This window comes from Azomonas agilis (assembly GCF_007830255.1).
Taxonomy (GTDB): Bacteria; Pseudomonadota; Gammaproteobacteria; order Pseudomonadales; family Pseudomonadaceae; genus Azomonas; species Azomonas agilis.
Genome location: NZ_VLKG01000004.1, coordinates 134,926 through 152,630 on the forward strand (window position 1 = coordinate 134,926; position 17,705 = coordinate 152,630).

Consider the following 17,705-nt stretch of genomic DNA (forward strand, 5'->3'; position numbering starts at 1 on the left):
TTGTGGGAAGGCAGAGGAGGTCTGCTGGAACAGCCTATCTTCGGAAAAAATCAGCCAAAAGTAGCCGAAATACTAAAAATTAAGGGCGATAATGGATTAACTTGCTCGATCAACATGGCACCACCTTTTTTGAAATTGTTATGGAGGACTTGGAGTACAACAAAACGGCTTCCCCAAATACCTATCTCGATCTTTGTGCAGCCGCTTAGGGAGCGTCAATCAATAAACTCTTGTTTGTTCGATAATAGAACACTAAACTCACCAGTTAGTACATTACTAATTGCTTACCTATTAATCGCCCGCGAATAATCCCTGCATGTGGACTTCAGCCACTGACTTTCTGGGCACAGGGTCTCAGTTTTGTTAAACCGATCACCCAAAACACCCTGCCATTGGGTAGGAGCTAACCTATGCATCGCTCGATTGCCACCGTTTCTCTGAGTGGAACCCTTCCGGAAAAGCTTGAAGCCATTGCAGCCGCAGGTTTTGACGGGGTAGAAATCTTCGAAAATGACCTTCTGTATTACTCCGGCAGTCCGCGTGAAATCCGGCAGATGTGTCAGGATTTGGGCATCGCCATTACCCTATTTCAGCCCTTCCGCGACTTTGAGGGCTGCCGTCGGGATCGGCTGGCTAAAAATTTGGATCGAGCCGAGCGTAAGTTCGATCTGATGCAGGAATTGAATACTGATCTGGTACTGGTGTGCAGCAACGTAGCTCAGGACTCGCTCAGCAATGAGTCCATGCTGGTTGACGATCTGAGCTTACTGGCTGAGCGGGCCCATACTCGTGGCCTGCGCATTGGTTATGAGGCACTGGCTTGGGGACGGCATGTCAATACTTGGCAACAGGTATGGAGCATCGTCCATCAGGCCAATCATCCAGCGCTGGGCGTATTGCTCGACAGCTTCCATACCCTGTCGATCAAAGGTGATCCCAGCGCAATTGACCAAATTCCCGGCGATAAAATCTTCTTCGTACAGATGGCCGATGCGCCTTTGTTGGCCATGGATGTGCTGGAATGGAGCCGCCATTTCCGCTGCTTCCCCGGACAAGGAGACTTTGATCTGGCTAATTTCTTAGCCCCGATCATCCGCAGTGGCTACACAGGCCCGCTGTCTTTGGAAATCTTTAACGACGGTTTTCGCGCTGCACCACCGCGCAGTACGGCTGCAGACGGCTTGCGCTCCTTGCTGTATTTGGAGGAGAAAACCCGGCGCGTATTGGAAAAAGACCCAACGCCCCCTGCTGCATTGGATATCCTATTCCAGCCGCCCAAGGCCAGCCGTTACGCAGGCGTGGAATTCATTGAGTTTGCGGTAGACGAGCCTCAAGGTGCCCGTTTGGGCCATTGGTTGGAGCGCTTAGGCTTTAGCTGCACCGGCGCGCATCGCTCCAAGGCGGTTAAACTCTGGCAGCAAGGAGAGATCAACATTGTGCTCAATGCTGAGCCTTACTCCTTTGCCCACGGATTTTTCGAAGTCCATGGTTCCTCCCTTTGTGCTACGGCATTCCGTGTCAAGGATAGCAATGCGGCTTTAACCCGAGCTCGTGATTTCAAAGGTCAGCCGTATCGTGGGCTGGTCGGCCCCAACGAGCGAGAAATCCCCGCTGTACGCGCTCCAGATGGCAGTCTGATTTATTTGGTGGAGCCTTCTCAGCCCGGTCAGCGGATTTACGATACCGACTTTCAACTCCAAACCAATGCCAAAACTTCCTGTGGTCTAAATAGTATCGACCATATGGCTATGGCCCTACCGGCGGAAAGTTTGGATAACTGGGTGCTGTTTTATAAGTCCCTGTTTGACTTTGAAGCCGATGACGAAGTAGTCGTACCCGATCCCTATGGTTTAGTAAAAAGCCGAGCGGTACGCAGTCCCTGTTCCAGTATTCGCTTGCCGCTGAACATCTCTGAAAGCCGCAATACCGCCATTTCTAAGGCCGTATCCAACTATAGAGGTTCAGGGGTACACCATATTGCTTTTAGCTGCGACAACATTTTTGAAGCTGTGAGTCGCGCTAAGGATGCGGGCGTACCTTTGCTGGAAATTCCCCTGAACTATTACGACGACTTAGCGGCTCGCTTGGATTTTGAACATAAATTCCTGAGTGAGTTGGCCTACTACAACGTGCTGTATGACCGCGATCCTCAAGGCGGGGAGCTATTTCATGTATACACAGAACCCTTTGAGGATCGGTTTTTCTTCGAGATCTTGCAACGCAAAAATAACTATGCGGGTTATGGTGCCGCTAATGTGGCTGTTCGCTTGGCTAGTTTAGCCAAATTACGGGCCAACCGCTGACTGGGTGCCTTTTTATCGCTTTCCGCTCAGGGACAGGTGCCCGCATAATGGCGGGCATCTGTCCCTTAGGTGCCCCGTCAATATGACTTATCACACCTCTTCTTCACTTGAAACTTCTACTCGTAAGCCGCGTAAAAACAATCCTGATAAAACCCGTGAGGATATCCTTCAGGCTGCCATCACCGAATTTGTCCAACAGGGATTATCGGGAGCACGGGTAGACGCTATAGCAGAACGTACCCGTACTTCAAAGCGCATGATTTATTACTATTTTGGTAGTAAAGAACAGTTGTATTTGCGGGTATTGGAAAAGCTTTATGGCGATATTCGCCAAACAGAAGCTCAACTTAACTTAGCCGCTTTAGATCCGATACAGGCTATTTGCCGTGTAGTGGAGTTCACTTTTGACCACCATGAACAGCATCAGGATTTTGTGCGTATTGTGAGTATTGAAAATATTCACTACGGTGCCTATGTAAAGAACTCAACCACTATTCGCTCCCTGAGTAACAGTATTTTATCTGCTTTAGAAGATATCTTGCGGCGAGGAGCGGAGCAGAAACTCTTTAAATCTGGAGTTAATCCGTTGGATGTACACTTACTGATTAGTTCGTTTTGCTTTTACCGAACCTCTAACCAATATACTTTTGGACAAATTTTTGATTTAGATTTACAAGATGCTGAAGTCAAACAACGCCATCGAAAAATGATCATTGAGGCGGTACTGGGTTATTTAAAGTTATAAAAATGCTTTTGATACAGTAAATATAATGGAAACATCAATCAGAGTCCACCTCCTAAAACTTGTACGAATCTTTAATTAATGAGATATATAATATTTTAATCCAGATGACATTTGGAGAAATAATCCTCCAAATGTCTGTATATGATTATGACCGGAAAGTACTTTAAAAACTAAAGCTGATTGTATAGCTGAGCACTTAATTCACGGCTAGCTTGCAATAAGGTGGGTAGAAAACGACTTTCTAGTTCTTGGCGGCTAATGTAATTAGTCTGGGTTCTTACATTTAAGGCTGCTAATACCTGACCGCCCGAGCTACATACGGGAACGGCTAAAGAACGTAAGCCAATTTCCAATTCCTGATCTACGAGAGACCAACCTTGTCGGCGTACATCCTCAATGCAATGGCGCAAAGCATTTACCGAATGCAAAGTCCGGTTTGTTTTAATATGTAAGTCTATATTGTCTAAATATTCGTCTAATACTACATCATCTAAGGAAGCTAAAAGAATGCGCCCCATAGAAGTACAATAGGCAGGTAAACGGCTACCCACGCTTAAATCTACGGTACTTAATCGTTGAGGGGTCGATGAGCGCGCAATATAGAGCACTTCGCTTTCTTCTAAGGTAGCTAAAAAGAAGGTTTCGTGGAGTTGTTCACTTAATCGGTTAAGAATAGGTTGCGCTGTTACCGTAAGAGGATTTGAGGATAAATAGGCGTGTCCTAAAGTCAGTACCTTAGGTAACAGTGAGTAAGTACGCCCATTTGAGGTGGCATAGCCCAGCTTCATCAGCGTATGCAGGCAACGACGCACCGCAGCGCGTGGAATTTCTGTACGGTGGCTAATTTGGGCAATGGTTAATTGACGTTTACGCTCTTGAAAAGCATGGATCACCGCCAAACCACGAGCCAGTGAAGCCATAAAATTAGGATCACCGGTAAAACCTTTAATACGCGCAGCGGGTGAGGTTACAGTAGGCGGTGCAATCGTTGAGAAGCTAGGGCGTTGAACGTCAGTCATAAAAAGCCTCCAATCAAAATTGCCTGAAAACAAGTCACGGAACAAACATTGATTTATATTTATTGTTTCGAGCTTCGTTTTCATGCCTTATTAATATTTATTTTATAGATTATTATCGTCGGACAAAACTTATAATAGCTTTCGCCAAGTTATATATTATTAATCAATCAAAAACTTAAAAAGACCAGCTAGCTATAAACTAGCTGGTAAATTAGAAGAACACATCCCCCTGAGATGTTTCCTTCTTTTGCTGCTTAGCACTAATAGGAAAGAGGCAATACTAAATCAGCTCTGCCCATTCCATATTCTTTTAGGGATGTATACATCCCCTGACATTAATAGTCGGGCTGTTCTTACAAGACCACATCCAAGAAGCACTCCATTCTTTTGCTGGAGTTCAACAGTAAATTCGCCAGTGGGGTGTTCAACAGATATTCTAACTCTTTCCTCATCCGTTACATGAGCTATGCCCTGTGTGACCGAGTTTGGAATCAGGCAAGCAGAAGCAAGACTAACAGCCCCAAATACTCCAATAGCTGTATGGCAACGATGGGGTATAAAGGTTCTGCTGCAAATATTGCCCCCATTAGTAGGTTTGGCAATTAATGAGATTTTAGGTACCGTTCTACTCGTTACGTCTCCCAAATTCATGGCCTGTCCTGCTTGAATTCGGATGGATTCGATAACTTTTTTTAACTCTTGATTTGCATTGAGCTGTTCAGCACTTTCGTAGCCCGTACACCCCAAATCCTCTGCCTTAATAAGGATGACTGGCATTCCATTATCAATACAGGTTACTTCAATGCCACCAAATACATCTTTTGCTTTTCCTGTAGGCAGCAAACTGCCACAACTCGAACCGGCGATATCTTGAAATTCAATAATAATCCGGGATGAGGTTCCTGGTACGCCATCAATACAGGTATCGCCCTCATACTCGACGGTTCCGTTAGGTGTTTTAACTTTGGCAACAGCAATTTGACCCGTATTTTCCATAAAAATACGAACCTCTGTTACATCCCCAGTTACCTTAACTAAACCTGACTCAATCGCAAAGGGGCCAACACCCGCTAATATATTTCCACAGTTTTGGCCGAAATCCACAGTAGGAGAATCAACTACTACCTGAGCAAATAAATAGTCAACATCAACCTCTGGTTTTTGAGAGGGCTTTATAATAGCAATTTTGCTGGTAAGTGAATCAGCCCCACCAATACCGTCAATTTGCCTTTTATCTGGGGAGCCCATGCAGGTTAATAAAACTTCTTTAAGTAAATTTTGATCCACCGGCAGATCTTTAGAGTGAAAATAAGCTCCCTTAGATGTTCCACCGCGAATCATCATACAAGGAATACGAGTTTGGGACATTACTGTATCTTCCTCTATTTACTTAAAATAGAGCTAGAGAAAATTAATAGTTATTTTTATAGGTAAACACTATTTAAACGGCTACTCTCTAGCATTTTAGAGTATTTAATTAATTTAATACGGAATTACAGCTCATCTATAGTGTCGATATAACGCAGCCCTTTTTCTGCTAAACGCGGGCGCATATTGTATATATCTAATCCCAGTTCGCCGGCTGCTAAACGGAGGCGCTTTTGCTCTTCTAAATCCGCGCGTTTTTTAGTGGCTTCAAGTACCCTAGCGGCTTCTGAATGTCGAACGACTACCACACCGTCATCGTCTGCGATAATAACGTCACCGGGATTAACCAACTGTCCGGCACAAAGTACGGGCAAGTTGACAGATCCCAAGGTTTCTTTAATAGTGCCTTGGGCATTGATGGCTTTAGACCAAACGTGGAAACCCATTTCACGCAAGGTTTTGGTATCCCTAACCCCTGCATTAATCACTAATCCACGCACACCACGAGCCTTTAGTGAAGTAGCGAGTAAGTCACCAAAATAGCCGTCACAGCAGGCTGAGCTTGGGGCAACCACTAAAATATCACCCGGCTTACACTGCTCAACCGCAACATGGAACATCCAGTTATCACCGGGAGCCACTAAAACCGTTACCGCTGATCCGCTGATAGAAACGTCGCTTTGAATAGGGCGGACATTATAATCGAGTAGACCTTTTCTACCCTGAGCTTCATGAACCGTAGCAACGCCATATTGGGCTAACTCATCGACAATAGATGAGTCAACTCTATTAATGCTTTGAACTACAATTCCTGTTTTTCCGACTAATTCACTCATGGGAAAGCGCTCCGTGGAGTAATTAAATCTACTTTTAATTATTAACTTATTTGCATAACTTAACTTATTCTCTAGTACCAGAGGTTGACATTTTATGCTTAGGCGGGATAATACTTTTATCTAAAGTAGGTATACGTTTTTTTTATGCAAAAAACCCAAATCCTGCCCGAAAGCAAAAAGCATCTAAACTTAATGCACATAAGGGCTTTTATTAAAGTTGCGGAATGTGAGTCTATATCTAAAGCCGCTAACACTTTATATAGATCTCAGCCTGTTATAACACGCTCTATTTCTGACTTAGAAAAAAGATTGTCCGTTCTTTTATTTGAGCGTCATATACAGGGTATGAGACTTAGTAACTATGGAAAGCAGATTTTACCTAGAGCAAAACAGGCAATATCCGAATTATTGAGCATTGCTGATCTTATTAACCAAACACATGAGCCTATTTATTTATACAATACAAAAAGACTTGAGTTATTTATAAAACTATCAGAAACCTACCATGTGCAAACGGTCGCCAATCATTTTGGATTGACCCAACCCGCTGTTAGCACTGCCTTAAAAACCCTAGAGCAAGGATTTGGATTTCCATTGTTTGAACGTACCCCCAAAGGGCTGCAACCCACAAAAATAAGCGATGAAATCAGTGTTTTTGTGCGCCGGGCTTTAAACGAGTTAAAGCATATCGACAGTGATATTGCAGCGTTACAGGGAGAAATCAGCGGGAAAGTAGTGGTTGGAGCCTTACCCTTGGGCCGAACCCGAATTCTCCCTGAAGCCATTGTTAGAATGGTCAGTGCCTATCCAAAAATACAGATAGTAACCATCGAAAGTCCCTTTGATTTATTGGCTAAGGACTTAAGAACAGGAGATATTGATTTTATTTTGGGGGCATTAAGATCGACGGATTATGCCAGTGACTTATTTGGAGAAAAATTGCTTACCGAAGACTTAGTGATTCTAGTACGAAAAAACCATCCGCTACTAAGCCAAGAAAATGCCTTAGATAATCTGAGTTTATCAAAATGGATTTTACCCAGAGCAGGATCTCCGTCTAGAGAACAAATCGACCATTACTTTGATACTATAGGTATGAATCCACCAGACCCTGTTGTTGAAACAGGAGATTTGGCTATTATCCGTGGAGTTCTAATTCGCTCAGATATTCTAGCAATAGTATCAAACCATCAATTAGAGTATGAGATTAAGTCTGGTGATTTAGTAAAGCTACCCATCTATACAAATCATACCAAAAGAGATATTGGTTTAATTTATAGGTCTAAGTGTTTGCACTCTCCTGCTGCCAATATTTTAATGGAGTTCATTAAGTCGGTCGTACAGGACAGTAAACAGCACCATGAGTTTATTTGAACAGCGCTTTAAAATCATACCAACAAGGGCTTCTTAACCATGTTCGTTATAGAAGCCCAAACAGCTATTGAGTTAAAGATTAAGTATTCATCTGGTGAAAGTGAGTCTGCATCCGTTCTGCATTCGCGGGACTACCAGAAAACAGCTCAAAGGCTTTAACCGCTTGAAACACTGCCATATTACTACCATCCAAAGTACGGCAACCCATTTGGCGGGCTGTTTTTAATAGCTCGGTCTCCAATGGAAAGTAGATGATCTCAGCTACCCAAAGCTTAGGGTGTAACAGTTCAGCAGGCAGCGGCATTCCGGGCAATTTAGCCATGCCCACAGGGGTGGTGTTAACCAGTCCATCGGCTACTGCAACCGTAGCGGCTAAGTCGGTGCCTACCACTGCACGATTGGCTCCGAAGTGCGCATTCAGGTTACTCACCAGTTCTTGGGCCTTGGTTGGGTCTACTTCAAAAATCGCCAGTTGTTGAACGCCTTCCGCCAGCAAGGCTTGGGCTACTGCTGCGCCTGCTCCTCCTGCGCCCATCTGCACCACTTTTCCCCGCGCAACATCGGACAGCCCACGACGAAAGCCTTCACCAAACCCTAAGCAGTCAGTGTTATAGCCGATACGTTTACCATCGCGGAATACCACGGTATTTACTGCTCCGATGCTCCGAGCTTCGTCGGAAAGCTCATCAAGCAGCGGAATAACCGCTTGTTTGCAGGGAAAGGTGATGTTCAGTCCGGTAAAACCACCCACTTCGGCGGCCCGAACTAAATCAGGGAGGGCATTGCTATCCAACTTGAGGGCATCCAGATCCAGTAAACGATAAATATATCGAATACCCTGAGCATCACCTTCATGCTCATGGAGGGCTGGAGTGCGCGAGGCTTGAATGCCCGCGCCAATAAGTCCTGCTAAAACGGAAGAGTTTTTATTGTTCATGCTATTCACGCGTTGAGCAAGTGGGCGAAATACTCCAGTCCCAAGCGATAACTCTGGGAACCGAAGCCAGCGATGACACCAACGGCAATAGGTGTCACAAAAGAGTGATGACGAAAGCTTTCGCGCTTATGGACATTGGATAGATGGACTTCGACAATGGGTAGTTCACTGGCTACCAAGGCATCACGAATGGCCACCGAGGTGTGCGTCCAAGCGCCGGGATTGATCAGGATGCCGCCGTATTGGCCACGAGCTTCGTGAATCCAGTCAATCATTACACCTTCATGATTGGTTTGGCGAAATTCGATACTCAATCCCAGATTATCGGCACTGCGCTGACAGAGCGCTGCTATATCCGCTAGGGTTTCATGGCCGTAGGTAGTCGGTTCGCGAGTACCTAACATGTTGAGGTTGGGGCCGTTAAGTATAAGAACGGAAGTTTTCATTATTTTTGTCCATTGCTAACCTGAATGTACTATCTAGTTAATACAGTATCATTCGGTATACTCCAGAGCTATTAGTGTTTGCAAGGTAAATTTTCTGGGACTGGCTCATCAAAAAATATCTGTTCGCCCCCAAAACGGTGAGCCAGATAGACTGCCTAAGTGGTGAACACTGCTTATCGAGTCTTGCTTGCGAAGACTGAGACGAGACTGAGAGCGCCTCTCCCCAAAGTCTTAACAACACAGGCTGATCAAAGAGATGAACGGGTTAATAAAACAGGCTCTAGGCAAGCTAAACCAGCGGTATGGCTGACTGAGCTGAGGGCAATCGGAGCTCCTCTTAGTCCGACATGGTCTCGCCATAGGTTGTTGGAGCTTTTTGAACCGTCGTTCGTACTGTTCCCGAACATCTTTGGGTTTAGTCCGCAAGCGTTTTCTATGCCTCGTTTGGCATCGGCCATCCAGCTTTCGGTCAGATCCTGGATTCGGCGGGCCTCATGTGTGCAGCTTTCTAGTCGGTTATTACAAGTGAGATACCGAAATCGTATTTGTAAGAAATTGTCCGTAAGTTGCTCGATTAATATGGCTCTATCACATTCTAGTTATAGCTTTGTTTAACTAGTTTTAATGTTAAGGCTTTACTGATGGCTTGAGTGCGGCTAGCTACCTGCAATTTTATGTATAAATTTTTTAAATGCCATTTAACCGTTTCAGTAGAAATACTTAAAGATCTAGCCATTTCTTTGTTAGAAAGCCCAGAAGCTAATAAGCTGAGCGTTTGTAACTCACGCTCACTCAGAGGGCAAGAAGTATCAAGATCACTAGTATCTTCGCCACTAAGTTGTTGAAATATATTATGAGTGTAGTTAAATAATTTTATATTTTCTTTTATATTGGTTAAACACTGACTTAATATAGGCAATAATGGACTACCATAATCCAAAATACTGTGCAGTAAGCCCTCCCGGTATCCGAACTCTAAAGCGGACAGCAATGTTTTTTCTGCATCAAGGGGTAGTCCCTTTTTCCATAACAAAATGGCTTTTAAGGGTTTGAGGCGGGCTATCTCTAACCCGCAACCATAATGCTCAAACTCTTTAATTAACTCAGAGATACACTCATCTCCCATATCATATAAATTACGAGCTAATAGTAAATGTGTATGAGCTATCTTTGCATAATGGTGACAGTTAGGGATACTGTGCTCTTTACTAGGAAGCATCTCTATTTGCCAGAGCAATTGCTCAGCCATTACCAAATTATCACGCTGAATATACATAATAATTTGTTCAAGCAATAACCCCGCATGTAAACGCTCCCAAGAACGCTGTACAGCAATGTTCCGCGCACTTTGTATCAGCAATAAAGCCTGGTTATCCTCTGATTGCGCCACAGCCTTTCTAAACAAAGCTCTATACGCAGATAAAACTCCCTCTAAAGGAACCCATTTATCTATTTGCTCTTGTCTTTGGATGACTAAATATTCTAGCTGATCCCAACAACCTCGCTCATAAGCTAGCTCGGCCAAAAGGCTGGCAAGAGTAGCACTTCCGGTGGAATAAGCTCCGGTGAGCTTTTCAACAGACTCTAAGGAGTCTAATAAATATTGTTCAGCGATGTTAATACAGCCTTGCTTTATATAAGACAGTCCTAAAATAAAATTTCTATATACCGTGACAAAAAGATTTTCCATAGGGGATTGTGGGGTTGGCATATAACACTGAACGGATTGAACTAAGTGTAAATCCCCACGCAATAAATGACAAAAACTCAATATATTACATATTAATCCATCTACCCAAATATGGCCCGTTGGAATTTTTGATAATAAGGGTTGAACATAAAACAGTGCTTTATCAATTTGCTCCGCAAAGGCCTCACAAATGGCTTGAGTAACATTTAATCGAATAATCAGTAGCTCTTGAGATATTGATGAGTCTTGAAACCACTGATTGAGCTCATTCAATAAACTTCTTGACTCGTCAAAACGAAAACGGTGGGCCAATGCCCAAGCCATATTCAGCTGGAGATCAATGCGGTATTGGTTATTCGTTATGGGTAACTTCTGTAACCAGCGCAATAAGGTATCAATATCGCCCTGTTCTGCTAAAGATTGGGCACCTGACTCTGCTAAAGTCGGATCGGATGTATTACTTAATCGGCCCGCAGATAAAGCATGGCGCACTGCTTCAGCCCATAAGCTGTGTTTTACGAACCATTGACTGGCTCGCTCATGTAAATCTATAGAATTTACATCAGAGCGCTTTTGTAAGCGCTTTTGCAAGGCTTCAGCAAAGAGTTGGTGATAACGAAACCATTGCCCTTGAGTATCTAAGGCCGCTATAAATAAATTATGCTGTTCTATCCAATCCAGCATGACATGAGCATTGCCTGATCCTGTAACTGCATTGCACAAATCAGCATTTAAACGGTTCAAAACAGAGGTAAGTAATAAAAACTCTTCTACCTCTTTGGGCAGGTGCTCGAAAATAACGTCATGCCAATAGTGATCAATACTTTTAATACCTTCCTCTAAATTTTTTATAGCTTGCTCTGGATTTCGTTTAATCGAGGGTATTAAAGTTACCATTTGCATGCCCGCAATCCAGCCCTCTGTTACCCTCAGTAAGAGCTTGCTTTGAGCTTTATCTAAAGCAAGATCGGCAATCTTTTCAAAGTAAAAATAAGCCTCTGCTGAATCGAATCGTAGTTCGGATGGCCCCAGCTCAATTAACTGTTTATGAATTCTCAACCTACCCAAAGACAAGTCCACAGGACTACAGCGAGTCCCTATAATCCAATGTACATGGGATGGACTTTTCTCTAGCAAAAAATTAATTAACTTGTGAATACTCAAATTATTAATAATATGAAAATCATCTATAAAAAAATAGACCGGCTTTGAGTACTGATATAATACATTTATAAGCGATGCAGTTAACTGCTCTACTGATTTGGAGCTTGCTACAATATCTCGCAAAGTATTGATGTAATTTGGAGGAAAAGCTTGGCTTAGTGAGCCAATTAAATAGCGATAAAACGTATTTATTTGGTTATCTTCAGTATCTAAGCTTAACCAAGCTGCACAATACTCTTTTTGCTTAAGTAAATTATACCATTGAGTTAATAGGGTTGTTTTTCCAAATCCAGCCCCTGCACAGACTACAGCCAAGGTCCAACTTTTTGTTTCTGCCAGTTTACTCTGTAATCGAGGTCGCTCTAACAATCCACCCGTTGAGCGGGGTGGATTTAACTTTGTTATAATTAACGGAAAATCCTGGGTAATATCATTCGAGTCTTGACTATATATTGAGCTTAATGCAGTGCTTGAATTTTTTCTGTTCATTGCATAAACCTTATAATTATTTATTATAATTTCGCCTAGTATAAGGCCTATATAACCTACGTTCCAGATTACTGTCAATGATAACAATTAAAAGCTGAGTGGATACTCGACTAGTATTCGCAACTCATCAATATTGGATTCTGCGGTATGATCACCACTCACTCTATGGGTGGCTTGTAACATTTTAATAGCCAAATCTTTAGCGGCTCCACTTTGAACCACATAACTTACCCAAAAGTTACGCTCCCAATGACGGCCATTCTTAATATTTTTATAGGCTGAATACCCAGAAGCCACTGAAGTGCCATCAATATCCGTGCCTCGTACATAGCGGGTGATGATTGATAATCCCGGTATTCCCAATGCTGCAAAATCATAATCGTAGCGCATCAGCCAAATACGCTCATTGGGATTATTAAAATCCGATACCTGAGAATTGGTATTTAAAAAGAAGTCCCATGTGTGCCATAGGTAGTCAAAAGGGGAGTCTTTATCTATTTGAGTATGGGCTACCACAAAATTATGCGGGCCTGCCTTTAAACCTATCTGGCTGCTCCAAGAGTTATTAGAGAACTGACCTAGCAACTTTTGCCCGGTATCACGGGTACGGTAGTAACGCAGATTAGCATTTAAGGTGAAATAATCGGACAAAGGCTGAACCCAATCAAGATATAAGGAAGTCTGATTCCATATGTTATCTAAACGTCCGTGATGGAGCTTTACAAAAAACTGATCTTTATGATTTAAGTCAAAACCAAAGTATTTAAAATCATCGACTTGTTTAAATCTTCCTCCATAGGCTGTGCCTAAATCCTGATTATGGCCTGTATCGGTGCGGTCACTTTGAGACTCCAATTTTCCGGCCTGAATACTAATGCCTTTGAAAGAGTCGTTAACCAGAGTTAAGCCTCGAAAACTTTGGGGTAATAGTCGTATATCACTGGTATGTACCACTGGATTAATGGGCCGAACATCGCCGTACCTTAACTCAGTATCCAAAAATCGGGCTTTCAATTCGTAGTCCAGTTTACCAAAACTGTCTTTGGGCTTACCGTCACGATTATAACCTCGTCGGGGTAGTAAGCCGGGGCCACTGTTGCCATCCCCCGCCAGCCCATTTCCGCCATCTAATTTAAATCCATATAATCCACGAAGATCCAAGCCCAACCCTATCGGCCCTTGGGTAAAGCCTGAACTAAAACTGGCGATAACGCCATTGGCCCATTCTGCCCGTCGCCCTTTTCGTTCTTTGGTATTCGGGTTAATGGTAGCGTCACCATTTTTAAAATCTTGGGAAAAATAAAAATTTCTATTCAGTAATTTGATATCAGCATCTTCAAAAAAACCGGCGGCATGGGTTTGCATACTGATACATAATGCGCAGGCCGAAGCGACCGAAATACGGCAGGCTCTATCGAGCATAAAGGACACCCGTATCATTAAATTATTTTTATTAAGTATTGAGGAGTTAACTATTGACTCAATAGATTAAATATTCGTTAAAAGCATAATTCGTTCACTGAGGAAATAGCGCTCGATATATATTGTTATTTTTTTACTCATAGAAAGCTCCCGATAAAGCTATTGTTTGTCTTGTTGAGTTATTAGCTTTATGCAGCCCTATAGGGATAGGACTCCCTAGAGGTTAATCGCTCCCCCCCTTAATGGCTCCCCCCCATCTGGGTAGTTATCTGGCGTTGTGTTAATTCCCTACTCTAGGTCTGCCTATCGGCACGAGCACTGAGTTCACAACAATTATTTAAATAATAATGAGGCAAACGCCATGTCATTAACTAAGCCAGAACTTCTTCAGGCTTATCGAAAGATGTACGAGATCCGTGCCTTCGAAGAGCGACTGCATTTAGAAAACACCGGCGGCGATATTCCGGGCTTTATTCACCTCTATACCGGCGAAGAAGCCATCGCCGTAGGGGTGTGCGAAAACCTGACTCCTCAGGATTACATTGGCTCAACCCATCGCGGACATGGCCATTGCATTGCTAAAGGCTGCGATATTCGCGGCATGATGGCGGAAATTTTCGGCAAAGAAACGGGATTATGCCGTGGCAAAGGCGGCTCCATGCACATCGCCGATTTGGAACAAGGCATGCTGGGTGCCAATGCCATTGTGGGCGGCGCACCACCCTTAGTGATTGGAGCCAGTTTGACCGCTAAAACCCTTGGAAACAAAGGCGTTGGGGTGTCTTTTACCGGAGATGGCGGCTCCAACCAAGGTTTAGTGTTTGAAGCTATGAACATGGCCGTGGTACTGCAACTGCCCACCATTTTTATCTTTGAAAACAACGGATTTGGCGAGGCCACCGGCCACGATTACGCCGTAGGCGGACGCAACATCACCCGCCGCGCCGAAGGTTTTGGCATGCCCGCCGTGCGTGTAGATGGCGTGGATTTCTTCGCCGTGTACGAGGCGGTTAAAGAAGCGGTGCAACGTGCCCGTGAGGGTGGTGGCCCCACCGCGATTGAAGCCATGGCCTACCGCTGGCACGGTCATTTTGAAGGCGACCCTATGCTGTACCGCGCCGAAGGCGAAGTAGAACGCCTGCGCGCCGAGAAAGACCCTCTGAAAATCTTCCGCAGTAAAACCCGCAAGCAACTCAGTGATGCGGAGTTGGATGCCATAGAAACCGAAGTAAACGCCCTAGTCGATGAAGCGGTCAGCAAAGCCAAAGCCGACCCCTATCCACCGGCTGAGAACGTTTTAACTGACGTATACGCATCTTACTGAGGAATTTGTACATCATGGCCATCAAGACCTATCGGGAAGCAGTAAAAGAAGCTCTGGCGCAGGAAATGGAGCGCGACGAGCGTGTGGTACTCATCGGTGAAGACGTGCGCGGCGGACAAGCCGGTACTGCCAGCCCGGAAAAACTAGCCACCATCGAAGCCTTCGGCGGTGTACTGGGGGTGACTAAGGGTCTTTGGACTCAGTTTGGCTCATCGCGGGTCATCGACACTCCCATTACAGAGTCGGCCATTGTGGGTATGGCAGCGGGCGCGGCTATGACTGGACTCCGCCCTGTGGCCGAGTTGATGTTCATGGACTTCTTCGGCGTTTGCTATGACATGATCTATAACCAAGCCGCCAAGTTCCGCTATATGTTCGGCGGCAAGGCCAAAACCCCTCTGGTGATGCGCGGCATGATTGGCGCGGGCTTTTCAGCGGCGGCTCAACACTCCCAATCCCCTTACAACATCTTCGGCAGCACACCGGGGGTTAAGGTGGTGGTTCCTTCCAGCCCCTACGACGTTAAAGGCTTGCTGATCCAATCCATTCGCGACGAAGATCCGGTAATTTTCTGTGAACACAAAGCCCTGTACGAGCTGAAAGGAGAAGTTCCGGAGCACGCCTACACCATCCCGCTGGGCGTAGCCAACTACACCCGCGAAGGCACCGATGTCACCATCATCGCCCTGTCAGCGATGGTGCATAAAGCCAACGCAGTAGCCGACAAGCTGCTCAAAGAAGGCATTTCCGTTGAGGTGGTTGACCCACGCACGGTGTCACCGCTAGACGAGGAAGGCATCCTCGAATCCGTTGCTTCCACCGGTCGGGTGGTGATTGTGGACGAATCCTCCGCCCGCTTTGGTTTTGCCCATGACGTAGCGGCTCTGATTGCCTCCCAAGCCTTCCACCACCTGAAAGCCCCCATCGTACTGATTACCCCGCCGCATACGCCGGTTCCCTTCTCACCGCCCCTCGAACAGGCGTGGATTCCCAGCGTGGAGCGCATTGAAGCGGCTGTTCGTAAGCTGATGGAGGCCTAACATGAGCAGCCTATTTGCCATTGAAGTACCCAAGTGGGGGCTCTCTATGGAGGAGGGCACTCTGAGTCGCTGGCTGATCCAAGAGGGCGACTCCTTCAAAGCCCATCAAGAACTGTGCGAGATCGAAACCAGCAAAATCGCCAACGCCTTGGAAGCCCCCAGTGACGGCGTACTCTGTCGCATCATCGCCCAACCCGGAGTCACCCTGCCCGTAGGCGGACTGTTGGGGGTAGGCGCTCAGGGCGAAGTCAGTGCGGCGGACATCGAAGCCTTTATCGCCAGCCGAGGCGGAGCACCTAGCGCTGCTGCAACGCCAGCACCGAGCACAGCCGCCGCGCCGGTTAAAGCCTCAGCCCCTGAGCCTCAGGCAAAAGCTTCCCAAGCGGTAGCGGCCCCTGTGGCAACTCCAGCGCCTCAGAGCACGGCCACCCAGATTCCGGCCACGTTGCAAGGGCAAACCGATGAGACTCAGGTTCAGGCCACACCCCATGCCCTACGGATGGCGCGTGAACTGGGCATTGATCTGGCCAAAGTCACCGGGCAAGGACGCAATGGCCGCATATCGCAAAAGGATGTGGAACAGGCCATTGTGGCGCAGGGCGGACGACTGGCAGCGCCTCAATTGGCAACGCCCAACCGTCAGCCGTTGCGCTCTACCGAAGATGACAGCCGCTTGGAAGCAACACCTCTGGCCCGCCGTTTGGCCAAGCAATGGGGCATTAATCTGCACGATTGCCGCGCTACAGGGGCACGGGGCCGGATTTGCCAAGCAGATGTGGAGGCCGCGCAGCGCACCTATCAGCCTGCCACCTCTACAGTGGCAGCGGCAACTGCTCAGCCGACCGCTATCCCTCAGGCCGATTTTGAGGTTCAGCCGTTGTCGGGGATGCGGCGGGCCATTGCTCAGCGTCTACAAGAATCCAAACGCAACGCGCCCCACTATCGGCTGAGTCTGGACTTGGATCTGGAAAACCTGATGGCCCTGCGTCAGGAAATCAATGCTTCCATTCCACAGGTCAAAGTATCCATCAATGACTTGCTGATTAAGGCCTGCGCCCAAGCCTTGATTCGTGTGCCCGAAGTGAATGTGCAGTACGATGAGGCGAGCCAAAGCATTCGGCGCTACAGCGATGCGGATATCTCCGTAGCCGTGGCCTTACCCGGTGGGCTTATCACGCCCATCGTGCGCGCCGCCAACCAAAAGTCCATTGCGCAAATCTCCACCGAGATGCATCACCTTGCCACCAAAGCTAAGGCGGGCACCTTAAAGCCGGAGGAGTTCCAAGGCGGAACCTTCAGTATTTCCAACTTGGGCATGCTGGGCATTCGTCAGTTCGATGCCATCATCAACCCACCCCAAGCCGCCATTTTAGCCATCGGCAGCAGCGAGCAACGGGTGGTTGCCTTGGATGGGCAAATGGTGATTCGGCAACAGGTTACGGTTTCCCTATCCTGCGATCATCGGGTTATTGACGGTGCGTTAGGCGCTACCTTCCTGCGCGAACTCAAGCGACTGGTGCAAACCCCAGTGCTGATGTTGGTCTGAGG

At 46.0% G+C, this 17,705-nt stretch carries 13 protein-coding genes; 6 read left to right on the top strand and 7 right to left on the bottom strand.

The window, feature by feature from the left end; genetic code table 11:
- Positions 1-410 precede the first annotated feature (410 nt).
- Together quiC and LX59_RS06950 are read left to right on the top strand one after the other, a co-directional pair.
- Entirely contained in the window at positions 411-2,303 is a 1,893-nt protein-coding gene (quiC, locus tag LX59_RS06945; protein WP_144571124.1) for a 3-dehydroshikimate dehydratase QuiC, read from the top strand.
- A gap of 82 nt (positions 2,304-2,385) precedes the next feature.
- Positions 2,386-3,048, top strand: a complete 663-nt coding sequence (locus LX59_RS06950; protein WP_144571125.1) for a TetR/AcrR family transcriptional regulator — start codon at positions 2,386-2,388, stop codon at positions 3,046-3,048.
- A 170-nt stretch (positions 3,049-3,218) separates the two neighbouring features.
- Here LX59_RS06950 and LX59_RS06955 read toward each other — a convergent pair whose 3' ends face one another.
- The 3 genes from LX59_RS06955 to LX59_RS06965 all read right to left on the bottom strand — a co-directional run bounded on the left by LX59_RS06955 (position 3,219) and on the right by LX59_RS06965 (position 6,271).
- On the bottom strand, positions 3,219-4,067 hold the full coding sequence (locus LX59_RS06955; protein ID WP_144571126.1) for an IclR family transcriptional regulator domain-containing protein: 849 nt from the start codon (positions 4,065-4,067) through the stop codon (positions 3,219-3,221).
- Between the two features lie 285 nt (positions 4,068-4,352).
- Complete coding sequence (locus LX59_RS06960; RefSeq protein ID WP_144571127.1) at positions 4,353-5,435, bottom strand: 4-oxalomesaconate tautomerase; 1,083 nt, start codon at positions 5,433-5,435, stop codon at positions 4,353-4,355.
- Positions 5,436-5,560: 125 nt separating this feature from the next.
- Complete coding sequence (locus tag LX59_RS06965; RefSeq protein ID WP_144571128.1) at positions 5,561-6,271, bottom strand: 4-carboxy-4-hydroxy-2-oxoadipate aldolase/oxaloacetate decarboxylase; 711 nt, start codon at positions 6,269-6,271, stop codon at positions 5,561-5,563.
- Positions 6,272-6,415: 144 nt separating this feature from the next.
- Between LX59_RS06965 and LX59_RS06970 the strand changes: the two genes are divergently transcribed.
- Positions 6,416-7,645, top strand: coding sequence for a LysR family transcriptional regulator (locus tag LX59_RS06970; RefSeq protein ID WP_144571129.1), 1,230 nt, complete (start codon positions 6,416-6,418; stop codon positions 7,643-7,645).
- 79 nt (positions 7,646-7,724) lie between these two features.
- Here LX59_RS06970 and LX59_RS06975 read toward each other — a convergent pair whose 3' ends face one another.
- The 4 genes from LX59_RS06975 to LX59_RS06990 form a co-directional block, all read right to left on the bottom strand.
- Positions 7,725-8,582 (bottom strand): shikimate dehydrogenase, encoded by an 858-nt coding sequence (locus LX59_RS06975; RefSeq protein WP_144571130.1) that lies wholly within the window; start codon positions 8,580-8,582, stop codon positions 7,725-7,727.
- A 5-nt stretch (positions 8,583-8,587) separates the two neighbouring features.
- Entirely contained in the window at positions 8,588-9,028 is a 441-nt protein-coding gene (gene aroQ / locus LX59_RS06980) for a type II 3-dehydroquinate dehydratase (RefSeq protein WP_144571131.1), read from the bottom strand.
- A gap of 595 nt (positions 9,029-9,623) precedes the next feature.
- Positions 9,624-12,371 carry a winged helix-turn-helix domain-containing protein gene (locus LX59_RS06985; protein WP_144571132.1) on the bottom strand — a complete coding sequence of 916 codons (2,748 nt, stop codon included), beginning with the start codon at positions 12,369-12,371 and terminating at the stop codon, positions 9,624-9,626.
- 87 nt (positions 12,372-12,458) lie between these two features.
- Entirely contained in the window at positions 12,459-13,736 is a 1,278-nt protein-coding gene (locus LX59_RS06990) for an OprD family porin (protein ID WP_246118700.1), read from the bottom strand.
- 418 nt (positions 13,737-14,154) lie between these two features.
- Here LX59_RS06990 and LX59_RS06995 point away from each other — a divergent pair, with 418 nt between their 5' ends.
- Genes LX59_RS06995 through LX59_RS07005 form a run of 3 tightly spaced genes read left to right on the top strand, consistent with a single transcriptional unit; the run spans position 14,155 to position 17,703 of the window.
- A complete protein-coding gene (locus LX59_RS06995) occupies positions 14,155-15,117 on the top strand; it encodes a thiamine pyrophosphate-dependent dehydrogenase E1 component subunit alpha (RefSeq protein ID WP_144571134.1) in 963 nt (320 codons plus the stop codon).
- Between the two features lie 14 nt (positions 15,118-15,131).
- Entirely contained in the window at positions 15,132-16,157 is a 1,026-nt protein-coding gene (locus LX59_RS07000; protein WP_144571135.1) for an alpha-ketoacid dehydrogenase subunit beta, read from the top strand.
- A gap of 1 nt (position 16,158) precedes the next feature.
- On the top strand, positions 16,159-17,703 hold the full coding sequence (locus tag LX59_RS07005) for a 2-oxo acid dehydrogenase subunit E2 (RefSeq protein WP_144571136.1): 1,545 nt from the start codon (positions 16,159-16,161) through the stop codon (positions 17,701-17,703).
- The last annotated feature ends 2 nt before the right edge of the window (positions 17,704-17,705 follow it).